The sequence below is a fragment of the Umezawaea tangerina genome (assembly GCF_003002815.1).
In the GTDB taxonomy this organism is placed as follows: domain Bacteria; phylum Actinomycetota; class Actinomycetes; order Mycobacteriales; family Pseudonocardiaceae; genus Umezawaea; species Umezawaea tangerina.
This window is the reverse complement of sequence record NZ_PVTF01000020.1, coordinates 152,428-164,259: the sequence shown is the minus strand read 5'-3', so window position 1 is coordinate 164,259 and position 11,832 is coordinate 152,428. Positions and strand designations below refer to the sequence as shown.

Sequence of the window (11,832 nt, the reverse complement as noted above, 5' to 3'; positions counted from 1 at the left end):
GACCAGGTTCCTGGAGTTCTGTCGTTATCTGCGCACGCTGTATCCGCCGACGGTGCGGTTGGCGATCGTGTGCGACAACTACGCCCCGCACCTGAGCACCAGACGGTGTCGTCGGGTCGCCGACTGGGCCGAGGCCAACAACGTCGAGATCGCCTACACCCCGACGAACTCGTCGTGGCTCAACCGTATCGAGGCCCAGTTCACCGCTCTGCGGTACTTCACCCTCGACGGCACCGACCACCTCGACCACAAGCAGCAGGGCAGCATGATCCGCCGCTACATCATCTGGCGAAACAAGCACGCTCAGGATCGGCGGCTACGCGAGGTCGTCAACATGGCGAACGTTGCCTGATACGGCACTAGTACTCGGACTCGTAGAGGTCGGCGAGCTCCGCGTGGATCGCCGAGGAGTCGGCGAGCGGCTTGCCGTCCAGCGTGTGCACGCGGGTGATCTTGCGGACGCTGGACACCAGGAAGACGCCCGCGGCGGAGTGCAGGTCGACGACGGCGATCGGCTCGACCACCACGGTCCAGCCCTCGCGCTCGGCCGCGCGGAACAGGGCGGCCTGCGTGGTGCCGGGCAGGATGCCGAGGGTCGCGGGCGGGGTGGTGAGGGTGCGGCCGTTGACCGTGACCAGGGTCGACGTCGGCCCCTCCAGGACGCTGCCGTCGGACGTGGTGAACACGACCTCCTCGGCGCCCCGGCGCTCGGCCTCGCGCAGCGCGGCCATGTTGACCGCGTACGACAGGGTCTTGGCGCCCAGCAGCAGCCACGGGGCGCGCTCGGCGAGGCCGGGCTCGATGCCGCGGTCCAGCGTGATGGCGGACAGGCCCGCCTCCCGCTGGGTCAGCACCTTGGCGCCGATCGGCAGCCCCAGCGCGAAGCCGGTGGGCGTGCCGTCACCGCCTTCCACGCCGCGCGTGTAGACGAGCTTCAGCGCCATCTCGGTGCCGCCGGACCAGTTGTCCAGCACGAGGGTGAGCGCCCGCTCGAACGACGCCCGGTCGGGTTCCGGGAGGTCGAGCATCTCGGCGGACCGGGCCAGCCGGTCGAGGTGGGGGTCCAACTCCCGTGGCTTGCCGTTCACGACCAGGACTGTCTCGAAGATGCCGTCACCGCGCATCAATCCGAGGTCGTCCACCCGCAGCAGCGGGGCGTCCGGGTCGGCCAGGGTTCCGTCGAGAAGAGCCAGCACGCGCATACGGGGCAGCCTACTCACGGCCTACCATCACCATCGTGGAGACCGCAAGCAGCCGCAAAGCTCTGCGCAAGACGCTGCACGAGCGCGGCATGCGCATGACCCCCCAGCGACAGCTCGTGCTCGACGCCGTGCGCGAGCTGGAGCACGCCACCCCCGAGCAGATCTGCCAGCGCGTCCAGGCCACGGCGTCGACCGTGAACATCACGACCGTCTACCGGACGCTCGACCTGCTGGACAAGCTCGGCCTCGTCCGGCACACCCACCTCGGGCACGGTGCCCCGACCTACTCGGCGGACGACCACGAGCACGTGCACCTGGTCTGCCACCGCTGCGGGCGGACCGACGAGATCCCGTGCGAGATCCTGGACAGCCTCGCCGGAACACTCGGGGACTCCTACGGGTTCGAACTGGATGCAAGCCACCTCGCGCTTTCCGGCACCTGTCGGGACTGCCTGGAACAGGAGACCGCGTGACCTCACCGCTGCTCGCCGTGCCGGGTGCCATCGCACCGTTCGACGGCCTCCCCGACCAGGGGGTGCCGTGGCACTTCGGGGACCCGTTCGCCGAACAGCGGTCGGCCGCCCGGTCCGTCGCCGTCTTCGACCGCTCGCACCGCGGTGTCATCGCCGTGCCCGGTGAGGACCGGCTGACCTGGCTGCACTCGCTGACCAGCCAGCACTTCACCGCTCTCGCCGAGGGCCGCGGCACCGAGGCCCTGGTGCTCGACGTCCAGGGCCGGGTCGAGCACCACGCGGTCGTCGCGAACGTGGACGGCACCGTGTACCTCGACATGGAGGCCAGGACCACCGAGCCGCTGCTCAAGTACCTCGACTCGATGCGCTTCTGGTCCAAGGTCGACCCGCGCGACGCCACCGCCGAGCTCGCCGTGCTGTCCCTGGTCGGGCCGGAGGTCGCCGACCTGCTCGCGAAGCTCGACCTCCCGGTCCCCGGCAAACCCGACGGAGCCCTCGGCCTGCCCAGCGGCGGCTTCGCCCGCCGCATGACCTGGCCCGGCCACGACGCCGTCGACCTGCTCGTCCCCCGCGCCGACCTGCTCACCTGGTGGCGACGCCTCACCGACGCGGGCGCCCGACCCGCGGGCACGTGGGCGTTCGAGGCGCTGCGCGTCGAGTCCCTGCGCCCCCGGCTCGGGATCGACACCGACGAGAAGACCATCCCGCACGAGGTGAACTGGATCGGGTCGGCGGTGCACCTGGACAAGGGGTGCTACCGGGGCCAGGAGACCGTCTCGAAGGTGCACAACGTCGGCCGCCCCCCGCGCCGGATGCTCCTCCTGCACCTGGACGGCTCCCGCGAGGTCCAACCCGAGACCGGTGACCCGGTGGTGCTGGGTGAGCGGGTGGTCGGCCGGGTCGGCAGCGTTGCGCTGCACCACGAGCTGGGGACCATCGCGCTGGCGCTGGTCAAGCGCTCGGTGCCGGTCGACGCCGACCTGCTGCTCGGCGTCGACGACCGCGTCGTCCAGGGCTCCATCGACCCGGACTCGATCCCCCCGGACACCCCGGCACTCGGCCGCGAGGCGGCCCGGAACCTGGGTCGCTAGCGGTCGGCCCGTCGGCGGGTGGTGACCGGGATCCGCGAGGACGACCCCGGATGCAGGACGGTCGTCGACGTGCACGTGCTGCTCGTCCGAGGCGACCGGTTGCTGCTCATCCGGCGGCGCGGCCGCTACGGCGGCGGGATGTGGCACCTGCCGTCGGGCAAGCTCGACGCGGGTGAGTCGGTGCTCGCCGCGGCGGCGCGGGAGGCCGAGGAGGAGGTCGGGGTGGTCGTCGGCCTGCCGGACCTGCGCCACGTGCACACCTTGCACGTGGCTGGCTCGGGACCCGTGCCGCGGCTGGGTCTGTTCTTCGAGGCTCGGCGGTGGGTCGGCGAGCCGGTCAACCGGGAGCCGGGGAAGTGCTCGGCGGTCGAGTGGTTCGACCGGGACGCGTTGCCCGACGGGGTGATCCCCTATCCGCTGGCCGGTATCCGCGCCTACCTCGACGGCGTGCCGTTCGCGGTGCTCGGGTGGGCCGACCACCCGTGAACACCTCAGTCACTTGTGGCGTGAGCTGGGCTTTTGCGGGCGCGCCGGGGAATTGTCGGTGGTGCCCGGTACAACTCCTCCTGTCTGCTTTTCCACGACGGAGGGGGTCGTCTTGAGGAAGTTCTTGGCCGGGGTGCTCGCGGTGGGGGCCGTCCTGGGCGGTGTGGGTGTGGCGCGGGCGTCGGGTGAGTGGTTCGCGCACGCGCAGGTGATCCCGGTGCTCGCCCGCGACGTCGAGAGCGGCACGACCGTGGCGGACGTCTACGAGGGGCGGCAGGGTCTGCCGGTGCCGTGCTGCGAGGAGGTCCGGCCGGTGGGGCACTGGCAGGGCTCCAGTCCGTTCGCGATCGGCCTTCGGGTGCTGAGCGGCGGTGTCGACGGGGGTTCCGGGGGTGTGGACGAGCACTTCCGGCTGGTGGGAGCCGATGATCGGACCATCTACGCGCTGCTGGGGGCGGACAGCTCGGTCGTGTGCGCGGCGGACGGGACCGTCCGCGGTGACACCGGGGTGGTGCGGGTGCAGAGCGACGCCGGGTACCACTGGGTGGACGGTGCGACGCCGGACCCGGTGACCGGTGTGCCGGTGGACGCGGCGACGGTGGTGGACTTCGAGCTGGTCAGGATCACCGACCCCGCCCAGGTCGAGGAGTTCGTCGGCACGGGTGAGTCGGACGTGGCGGCCGGGTCGGGCTGGGTGCTCGACGCGCTGCTCAGGGACGTGGCGACGGGTGCGCCGACGGCTCACCACCGCTACCTGGTCGCGGCGGGGTACTGCTCCGCTCGGTCAGGTCCCGCAGCAGGAAGCGAGCGGTAGCGGCGGCCGCGGCCGCGAGCACCAGCGCGGCCTGCCAGGAGAGCGCGACGACCACCCACCCGGCCAGTGCCGGGGTGATCGACGCGCTCAGGTAGTTCGCCGAGTTCTGCATGCCCAGCGCGGTGCCGCTGCTGCCCTCGGGCGCCAGCTCGACGGCGGCGGTCACCGCGAGGCCGTTCCAGCACACCGCCAGGGCGGTCGTGGGCACCAGCGCGGTCGCCAGCAGCCACACGGGGGCGTCGACCAGCAGGGCGCAGAGCAGGAAGAAGGCGGCGACCACCACGGCGACGGTCCGCAGCGGGCCCAGCCTGCTGCGGACCGCGTCGGACCACAGGCCCGCCCCGAGCCTGCCCGCGCCGCCGAGCACCTGGGCGGCCGCGAACAGGCCCGAGGCGAGTCCGAGCGCCACGCCGCGGTGGTCGTGCAGCAGCTCCACCATGAGAGCGGCAGCGGTGAACTGGGGCACCACCAGCAGGCCGCTGGCGGTGCTCAGCCGGATGAGCTCGGGGTCGCGCAGCACGACGCCCTGGCTGTGCGAGGCGCGGGCGGCACCGGGTGGTTCCCGGATGAACACCGCGATGGCGGCGGCGACCAGGGCCGTGAAGGCGCTCAGCGCCAGGAAGGAGGCGGGCACCCCGGCGTTCGCGGCGATCACCGGCAGCACGACGGCGGCCAGCGCCGCGCCGACGGGCGTCGCCGTCTGCCGGATGCCCATGGCCAGGCCGCGGCGGTCCGCGGTGAACCAGCTCATGACGGCCCGCCCGCTGGCGGCGTTCACGCTGGCGCCGAAGACACCGGCACCGAACAGCGCCAGCCCGGCGAGCAGCGCGTTCCCAGTCGCGACCAGGGCGAGGAAGGCGGCGGCGCCGATCCCGCCGATGGTCATCACCAGCCGTTCGCCCCGGCGGTCGGCCATGGCGCCCCAGGGGACGAGGGTGAGCATCGTGCCCAGGTTGACCGCGCCGATGAGCAGGCCGACCTGCGGCAGCGTGAGGCCGAAGTGGGCTCTGAGCTGCGGCGTCAGCGCGGGGAGGCCGAGGAAGACCGCCGCGTTCGTGCCCTGCGCGAGCGCGCCGACGCCGAGGACCACCCACCGGTAGCGACCTGCCATGTCCTGCACGCTAGGTCCGCCGCTCAGCCCTTGGGAAGAAATTTCCACTTGGTGAGATGAGCAACGGCGAGCCTTGGCCTGCTGAGGGCTGAGGTGGGCGGACGCGCCCGGACGCCCGGACTGGACGTCACGGCGTACGCACGACTAGTGCATTTGCACGTGCAGAACGAAGAAAGCCGCCCGACCCGCCCGGTGGGGCACGTCGAAGCGGCAGAGGTCCGCCGTGCCCGCGGTGGTGGCCGGGCGGTCGGGTGGTGCCCGGATCAGTCCTTGACGATCCGGTGGTTCGGTCGGCTGCGCTCGTCCGCGAGCAGGTCGTCCACCGAGGCGCTGCCGCGCTGGTACCGGCCCGCGATCTCCGCGTTGAGCTGGTCCATCACGACCTGCACCTGGCGCCTGCGCTGCGACACCGACGCCTCCTCACCGATGAAGGTGCGGAGGGTCAGGTCGAGCTTCTCGTCGGACAGGGTGCTGACGTCGGACAGGTCCACGTCCGAGACCAGCGCTTCCACGTGCCGCTGGTGGGCGTCGGCCCGCGACGGCTCGTGCGTCTGGTACCGGCCGAGACCGGTCGACGGGCCCACCGCGTTGGACGCGAGGATCGTCGCCAGCTGGTCCACGACCGACGAGCCGCCGTCGGTCCGGCGCAGCTTCTCGGCACGCACGATGTCGATCCGCGCGTGCAGCAGTCGTCGTAGGTAGGAGAGGTCGGTCTCTTCTTGCGCCGCTTCGTCGCGCAACGCGCGCACGTCGGCCAGAGGGCGCTGCTCGACGCCCTCTGCGTAGTCAGGGGCGAGCACCCGGTCGATACGGCGGCGTCCGCCAGGACGCACCTCGATCACGTACTCATCCTGAGGTAGATCCTGCTCAGCCGCCAACACAAACCTGCTTCCAAAGTGGTGTCAAACCCGTACCGGACCGCGCACACCCAGTAGTTCCCGTACCTCGGCCACCGGCAGCGGCGGCCGTTGAGCGATCTTCGCCAGCCCCGCGGCCCTCGCCACCAGCTGGACGTCGTCCCGGACCGGCTGCCCCTCGGCGTAGCTCGTGGTGTCCGCCGTCCCGACCCGCAGGTGCCCGCCGACCGCCAGCGCGGCCAGCATCACCGGGATGGTCGCGGCCCCGATGCCCGCCGCGGCGAACGACGCGCCCTCGGGCAGCAGCCGCAGCACCTCGACCAGGGTCTCCGCGTCCCCCGCCAGCCCTCCGGGAGCACCCAGCACCAGGCCCACGTGGACCCGGCCGCCCGCCGTCGGCCCGTGCTCGTCCAGCAGCCTGCGCAGCACCTCGAGCTGCCCGGCGGCCGTGACCTCGTACTCGGGTGCGACACCGCGTTCCCGCATGGCCCCGTGCAGCTCGACGAGGGCGTCCCAGGGTTCGTCCAGGGGGCAGACCAGCGAGTCGGGCGCCGCGTCCAGCAGGCGGAGCCGGTCGGCGTCGGCCGCGACCTGCGCGACGACCCCGGTCTGCTCCCGCAGCCCCGCCACGACCTCTCGCGCCTGGTCGAGCCCCCTGACCCGCACCTGGGCCATGGCCACCCCGACCCGCTCGCCGTTGCGCGCGGCCGCCACCCACTCGTCCACCGTTCCCGTCGCGCGGGGCGCGACGGTGAGCAGCGTGCCGTGGGAACCAGGGCGGGCCATGCGGAAATACTGGCACAGGTCCCGGACCGCACGGTCGACACCGCGCACCACCAGCCGTTCGGCGGCAGCCCGCGCTTTCGGCGCCCGCCCCGCTGGGCCGTTCGGGGCCCGATCCCCTACGACCCGCGCACCAGCCTCCCCGGCGGGTCGCGCCGCGGGAGGGCGAGCGGGCACCTACCCGTGGCGCTCGCGAAAGCCCAGCTCACCCCAGAAGTCGCGGAGGTGTTCGTAGCGCAGCGCGACCTCCTCGGCGTCCCCCGCCTCCAAGGCGTCGATGATCGCGTTCACGTCCTGGGCGGAGGTGTCCTCCAGGAGGTCCTTGTCCTCGATCAGCTGCACGAGGCCGCCGTAGTCGAGCTCGACGGCGGAGTGCGGGTGGAAGTGCTCCAGCCAGCGGCCGGTGTCCGCGAGGATCTTCGCGGGCCCGTTCTCCCCGATCGAGCGCTTCACGATCGTGTGGGCGCGGGCGACCCGCCTGCGGGCGTCGGCCATCGCGACCCGCCAGGACAGCTGGCGGGCGGGGTCGTTCTGCGGGGCGAGCACGATCCGCCGGGTGTCCGGGTCGACCAGCGCGAACCACGGCAGCGGCACGGTCCAGGTCGTGGACACCACGTGCACCGCGCCCGCGTTCAGCTCGGCCATCACGAACGCCGCCCGCGAGCGCACCTCGTCCGCGGCCCGGTTGAGCGCCTCGGCCTGCAACGGGCCGGTGGAGTTCGCCAGGAAGCCGATCAGGCCGGCCGCGGACCGGGCGCGCAGGTCGAGGGGGCAGACCAGCGGTCCGGGGCCGACGCGGGCGGCGTCGCTCGTGGGCACCTCGGCCGGGCTGATGGTCATCACGTCGAAGGGGGCGTCCTGGACGACGCCACGCCCGTCCGAACGATCTCCTGGGAGCAATCTGGACGGCGTGGCCAGCTGTGACCGCAACCACAGTTCCCGTTCCCGGTCCCCGACGTCGGCCCGGCTCAGCGCGCCTTTTTCCAGCGCACGACGCACCTGATCAGCCAACGGGGGTTCCAGCACCGACAGCGGCTCGTACACCCGCAGGTAGGCGACGAACGGTCTGGGCACGTGTGCATCGTGCCACGAGGGGCCTCGGAGGAGATTGGGCGGTGCGTCTCACAACTCCCAAGGCCTACCGCGTCGCGAGGAACCCCATCGACACGGTACGGTAGTTAGCAGGAACTAGTTGTCGAGACGAGTGGGGCCGCCGTTCCCCCGGCCGCCCCCGTCCCTGTCTGAGGGGGTCGAGCCATGGGGCGCGGCCGAGCGAAGGCCAAGCAGACGAAGGTGGCCCGAGAGCTTAAGTACAGCTCCCATTCCACCGACTTTGACGCCTTGCAACGCGAGCTGTCCAGCGGCGAGTCCGCGAATGGACACTTCAGCGACGAGCGACCAGACGATCCGTCGGAAGACGGATACGACGACTACCGTCGCTGAATCAGCCTGAGGCTTTCGAGGGTTGAGCCGCTCCGGCGGCTCAACCCTCGAAGTCTCGGGACCTGCTAAAACGCCCTTGCGTACTGCTTGGGCGCCCTCACCTCCGCCCCGAGCTGCACCGCTGCGTGCAGCGGCCAGTACGGGTCGCGGAGCAGTTCGCGCGCCAGAAGCACGATGTCGGCCGACCCGTCGGCGATGATCGCTTCAGCCTGCCGGGCGTCGGTGATCAAGCCGACCGCCCCGGTGGGCACTTCGGCCTTGCTTCGGACGATGTCGGCGAACGGCACCTGGTACCCCGGCCCCAAGGTGATCTTGGCGTCGGGCACCAGGCCGCCGGACGACGCGTCGACGAGGTCTGCGCCGACTTCGGCGAGCGCCCGTGACAGCGCGACGCTGTCGTGCTCGTTCCACCCGCCGTCGACCCAGTCGCTGGCGGAGATGCGGACGAGCACAGGCACGTCTTCGCCGACCGCTTCGCGCACCGCGGCCGTGACCTCGACGGTCAGCCTGGTGCGCCCCTCGAAGTCCCCGCCGTACCCGTCGGTCCTCCGGTTGGTGAGCGGCGAGAGGAACTGGTGCAGCAGGTAGCCGTGGGCGGCGTGCACCTCGATCAGCTCGAAGCCCGCGTCCAGGGACCTGCGGGCGGCCGCGGCGAAGTCCGCGACGACCTGCCGGATGCCCTCCTCGTCCAGCTCGTCGGGCACCCGGTAGTCCGGCGTGAACGGCTCGGTGCCGACGCTGACGGGCGTCCAGCCGCCCTCCTCGTCCGGCACGCCGCCGTGGGCGTCGTCGAACGGGGCGTGGGTGGACGCCTTGCGGCCCGCGTGGGCGAGCTGGATGCCCGCGACCGCGCCGTGCTCGCGGATGAACTTCGTGACCGGCCGCCAGGCGGCGACCTGGTCGTCGTTCCAGATGCCGGTGTCGGCGGGCGAGATGCGCCCGATCGCCTGGACCGCGGTCGCCTCGGCCAGCACCAGTCCGGCGCCGCCGACCGCCCGCGAGCCGAGGTGCACCAGGTGCCAGTCGTTCGGCACGCCGTCCACGGCCGAGTACTGGCACATCGGGCTCACGGCGATCCGGTTGCGCAAGGTGACCGAGCGCAGGGTGAGAGGGGCGAACAGGGGGCTCATCCGACTCCTTAGGTATGGGGGTCCTCCCACGTCCAAGGCGTATCAGGGGGTCGGTTGTTCCCGTTCCGACGCGGATCACACCAGGTGGGAGCAGCGGAATTCCAGTCCGACCGGTATCCCATTCGCATAGCTGTTGATCATCGAATACGGATAAGCCCGAGGCTCGGCGGCATGCGTCCAATTGGGTGTACTCTCCGCTGCACGTTCGGGGACTCCGCCGCGCGCACTTACTCTCAGGTACGAGCGTGCGCTCACGATGAATTCGATTTTCACATCGCCCGCCGGTACCGACGAGTAACCAGGATCCAAATGCCATTGCCAACAGCAACACCGGATCTCGCGTGGCCGTCGAACAGCCTGCTGGGGCGCTTGCGCGACGCACCGAGACAAGAACTCCTGAACATCGGCACGGTCGTGCGCTATCAGGCCGACCGCGAGGTCATCGAGCAGGATGCGAGTGACACTCATGTGCTGCTCCTGCTGGACGGTGTGGTGAAGGTCCAGGCCTCGGACGAGACCGGCAACACCGCGCTGCTGGCCATCAGGGTCGCGGGCGACCTCGTGGGCGAGATGTCCGCATTGGACCAGAAACCCCGCTCGGCCACGGTGGTGACCTGCGGGGACGTCGTGGCCAAGATGATCAGCAGTGCCGAGCTCATGAGCTTTCTGCTGCGCCGCAACGACGCGTTCGTCGAATTGTTCTCCATGATCAATGACCGGTTGCGGTGGGCGAATCAACGACGACGTGATTTCCTCTCGCACCCGGCGGCCGAGAGGGTCGCCCGAGTGGTCTACGAACTCGTGCAGACCTATGGTCGCGAAGAACCCGAGGGGTGGGTGCTCGGAATCCCGTTGACGAAAGTCGAACTGGCGTCGATCGCCGGCATGAAGCCACGAACCGCCGAGAAGGCGTTCAGCGATCTGCGCAAGGCGGGTGTCGTGGTGAGCCATCTCCGGCGCAATGTCGTCGTCCCGGACCTGCAGCGCCTGCGTGAATTCGCAAGCTGCTGAGACGAGACCGCACTTCTGCGGTTTTCCATCCGATGCCGTACCCCACAGTGACTCTGTGCAGCTGCCGGTTCAGCACACCCCCTGGAGGTCATGAGCGATGGACCAGGCCAACTTTCGACGCAGCACACTGGTGTGCTGCGACCTGCGGAAGTACGGCGCCGCCGACGACCAGCTCCAGCGCATCCTGCAGGAGCTGCTGATCCAGAGCCTCGACCGCGCGGGAGCCGCGGCGGGCCTGGACCGCACCACCTGGCACCGGCAGCCCAAGGGCGACGAGGAGTTCGCCGTGCTGCCCGCCGACACCCCGGAGCACCTGGTCGTCGACGACTACGTGCGCGCCCTCGACGCCGAGCTCCGGTCGGTCAACCGCTACCGCGTACCCGAGGCCAAGGTGCGGATGCGGCTCGCGATCCACCACGGCGTGGTCGTGGACGGCGCGAACGGGTTCCCCGGCAAGGACGCCGTGCTGGTCAGCAGGCTCCTCAACAGCCGCGCCGCCCACCTCGCCCTGGAGGAGACCCCCACCGCGGACCTGGTCGTGGTGTTGTCCGAGCACCTCTACGACACGCTCGTCGCCACCGGCCACACCACGCTGGAACCGAGCGCCTTCCGCCGCGTCGAGGTCACCGAGAAGACGTACAGCGGCCACGGCTGGATGTGGGTGCCGAACGGCGACGTCCACGCCCTGGACCTCACCGAGGCGCCCGCCGCCGGGCGGACCGGGTCGGTCACCCAGCACGCCACCGCCAGCGGCGGCTCCACCGTCTACATGGCGGGCAACGACATCCGGATCCCGCGGTCCGTCCAGAACACGGACGTGATCCAGAACTTCGACCGCAACGACATGAAGGGCTCTCACTTCGGCCCGAACTACCACCAGGGGACCGGCAAGAACTGATGGTGCGCACGGAGAGGAAACGCCGGATGCCGGACGAAGGACTCCGCCTGCTCGCAGGAACGGTGGCCGGAGCACTGGTCAAGGCCATGGACACCCACCTGTGGAACGGGGTGCGCAGCGAAGTCGCGGGCGTCCTCGGATCAGGTGTACCCCGACGGGTCGAAGTCGTCAGCACGAGGCTGCAGGCGTCGCGGGACGAGCTGGCGCTGGTGCCCTGGGAGAGGCAGACGCAGGCACGGGCGGACTTCGCGACGGAGTGGAGGGGGTCGATCCACGCGGTGCTGTGGGAGCACCCGGAGTTGGAGGGGGAGCTTAGGGCGGTGTTGGGGGCGATCAGTCCTGTGTTGCCGCATACGCCGGTGGATGCGGCTGTGGTGCATCCTGGGCCGGCTACTGGGTGATGTTTTGGGGGCGGGGTGTGTGGTTTCTGGGGGCACCCCGGTCGCCGAGTGTTCTATGCCCACTCCCGCTTGTCAAGACGGTGAAGCTGTCTTGACAAGCGGGAGTGGGCATAGAGGTGGTTTTTCGGCGGG

General features: G+C 70.9%; 15 protein-coding genes. 9 read left to right on the top strand and 6 right to left on the bottom strand.

Translation table 11 applies throughout. The features are described from left to right. On the top strand, nt 1-352 hold a 352-nt coding region (locus tag CLV43_RS43365; RefSeq protein WP_211304835.1), incomplete at its 5' end, for a transposase. 7 nt (nt 353-359) lie between these two features. Here the strand turns inward: CLV43_RS43365 and CLV43_RS43360 are convergent. Then, the gene (locus CLV43_RS43360) at nt 360-1,202 is read right to left on the bottom strand and encodes an aminodeoxychorismate lyase (RefSeq protein ID WP_106196246.1); all 843 of its coding nucleotides are present in this window, start codon (nt 1,200-1,202) and stop codon (nt 360-362) included. 89 nt (nt 1,203-1,291) lie between these two features. On the opposite strand from CLV43_RS43360, the gene CLV43_RS43355 reads away from it, so the two are divergent. The 4 genes from CLV43_RS43355 (at nt 1,292) to CLV43_RS47450 (ending at nt 4,066) form a co-directional block, all read left to right on the top strand. After that, a complete protein-coding gene (locus CLV43_RS43355) occupies nt 1,292-1,675 on the top strand; it encodes a transcriptional repressor (protein ID WP_106196244.1) in 384 nt (127 codons plus the stop codon). Beyond that, on the top strand, nt 1,672-2,766 hold the full coding sequence (ygfZ, locus tag CLV43_RS43350; protein WP_106196243.1) for a CAF17-like 4Fe-4S cluster assembly/insertion protein YgfZ: 1,095 nt from the start codon (nt 1,672-1,674) through the stop codon (nt 2,764-2,766). The genes CLV43_RS43355 and ygfZ overlap by 4 nt, the downstream gene beginning before the upstream one ends. 18 nt (nt 2,767-2,784) lie before the next feature. Next, entirely contained in the window at nt 2,785-3,252 is a 468-nt protein-coding gene (locus CLV43_RS43345; RefSeq protein ID WP_245887471.1) for an NUDIX domain-containing protein, read from the top strand. Between the two features lie 112 nt (nt 3,253-3,364). Further along, nucleotides 3,365-4,066, top strand: a complete 702-nt coding sequence (locus CLV43_RS47450; RefSeq protein WP_146175138.1) for a hypothetical protein — start codon at nt 3,365-3,367, stop codon at nt 4,064-4,066. On the opposite strand, the gene CLV43_RS43335 is transcribed toward CLV43_RS47450, so the two are convergent. From CLV43_RS43335 to CLV43_RS43320, 4 genes are all read right to left on the bottom strand, one after another. Beyond that, the gene (locus CLV43_RS43335; protein ID WP_245887470.1) at nt 3,963-5,177 is read right to left on the bottom strand and encodes an MFS transporter; all 1,215 of its coding nucleotides are present in this window, start codon (nt 5,175-5,177) and stop codon (nt 3,963-3,965) included. The two genes, CLV43_RS47450 and CLV43_RS43335, sit on opposite strands and share 104 nt — an antisense overlap. Before the next feature lie 263 nt (nt 5,178-5,440). After that, the gene (locus CLV43_RS43330) at nt 5,441-6,019 is read right to left on the bottom strand and encodes an RsiG family protein (RefSeq protein WP_106196239.1); all 579 of its coding nucleotides are present in this window, start codon (nt 6,017-6,019) and stop codon (nt 5,441-5,443) included. A gap of 60 nt (nt 6,020-6,079) precedes the next feature. Beyond that, nucleotides 6,080-6,820 carry a 3-keto-5-aminohexanoate cleavage protein gene (locus CLV43_RS43325; RefSeq protein WP_106196280.1) on the bottom strand — a complete coding sequence of 247 codons (741 nt, stop codon included), beginning with the start codon at nt 6,818-6,820 and terminating at the stop codon, nt 6,080-6,082. Nucleotides 6,821-6,994: 174 nt separating this feature from the next. Continuing rightward, entirely contained in the window at nt 6,995-7,891 is an 897-nt protein-coding gene (locus CLV43_RS43320) for a DUF8083 family protein (protein WP_106196237.1), read from the bottom strand. A 183-nt stretch (nt 7,892-8,074) separates the two neighbouring features. On the opposite strand from CLV43_RS43320, the gene CLV43_RS43315 reads away from it, so the two are divergent. Further along, entirely contained in the window at nt 8,075-8,260 is a 186-nt protein-coding gene (locus tag CLV43_RS43315; protein ID WP_106196235.1) for a DUF3073 domain-containing protein, read from the top strand. A 65-nt stretch (nt 8,261-8,325) separates the two neighbouring features. Here the strand turns inward: CLV43_RS43315 and CLV43_RS43310 are convergent, their stop codons facing one another. Then, on the bottom strand, nt 8,326-9,390 hold the full coding sequence (locus CLV43_RS43310; protein ID WP_106196234.1) for an NADH:flavin oxidoreductase/NADH oxidase: 1,065 nt from the start codon (nt 9,388-9,390) through the stop codon (nt 8,326-8,328). 309 nt (nt 9,391-9,699) lie between these two features. Here CLV43_RS43310 and CLV43_RS43305 point away from each other — a divergent pair, with 309 nt between their 5' ends. The 3 genes from CLV43_RS43305 to CLV43_RS43295 all read left to right on the top strand — a co-directional run bounded on the left by CLV43_RS43305 (nt 9,700) and on the right by CLV43_RS43295 (nt 11,700). Continuing rightward, a complete protein-coding gene (locus CLV43_RS43305) occupies nt 9,700-10,401 on the top strand; it encodes a Crp/Fnr family transcriptional regulator (RefSeq protein ID WP_106196232.1) in 702 nt (233 codons plus the stop codon). A gap of 97 nt (nt 10,402-10,498) precedes the next feature. Then, a complete protein-coding gene (locus CLV43_RS43300) occupies nt 10,499-11,299 on the top strand; it encodes a hypothetical protein (RefSeq protein ID WP_106196230.1) in 801 nt (266 codons plus the stop codon). A gap of 26 nt (nt 11,300-11,325) precedes the next feature. Beyond that, entirely contained in the window at nt 11,326-11,700 is a 375-nt protein-coding gene (locus CLV43_RS43295) for a hypothetical protein (RefSeq protein ID WP_106196228.1), read from the top strand. Nucleotides 11,701-11,832: the final 132 nt, after the last annotated feature.

What these genes read in the sequence shown, in the direction of transcription:
- CLV43_RS43335 (WP_245887470.1), bottom strand. Translation starts at nt 5,177, where the DNA reads ATGGCAGGTCGCTACCGGTGGGTGGTCCTCGGCGTCGGCGCGCTCGCG.
- CLV43_RS43325 (WP_106196280.1), bottom strand. Translation starts at nt 6,820, where the DNA reads ATGGCCCGCCCTGGTTCCCACGGCACGCTGCTCACCGTCGCGCCCCGC.
- CLV43_RS43355 (WP_106196244.1), top strand. Translation starts at nt 1,292, where the DNA reads ATGCGCATGACCCCCCAGCGACAGCTCGTGCTCGACGCCGTGCGCGAG.
- CLV43_RS43300 (WP_106196230.1), top strand. Translation starts at nt 10,499, where the DNA reads ATGGACCAGGCCAACTTTCGACGCAGCACACTGGTGTGCTGCGACCTG.
- CLV43_RS43315 (WP_106196235.1), top strand. Translation starts at nt 8,075, where the DNA reads ATGGGGCGCGGCCGAGCGAAGGCCAAGCAGACGAAGGTGGCCCGAGAG.
- CLV43_RS43310 (WP_106196234.1), bottom strand. Translation starts at nt 9,390, where the DNA reads ATGAGCCCCCTGTTCGCCCCTCTCACCCTGCGCTCGGTCACCTTGCGC.
- CLV43_RS43360 (WP_106196246.1), bottom strand. Translation starts at nt 1,202, where the DNA reads ATGCGCGTGCTGGCTCTTCTCGACGGAACCCTGGCCGACCCGGACGCC.
- CLV43_RS43305 (WP_106196232.1), top strand. Translation starts at nt 9,700, where the DNA reads ATGCCATTGCCAACAGCAACACCGGATCTCGCGTGGCCGTCGAACAGC.
- CLV43_RS43295 (WP_106196228.1), top strand. Translation starts at nt 11,326, where the DNA reads ATGCCGGACGAAGGACTCCGCCTGCTCGCAGGAACGGTGGCCGGAGCA.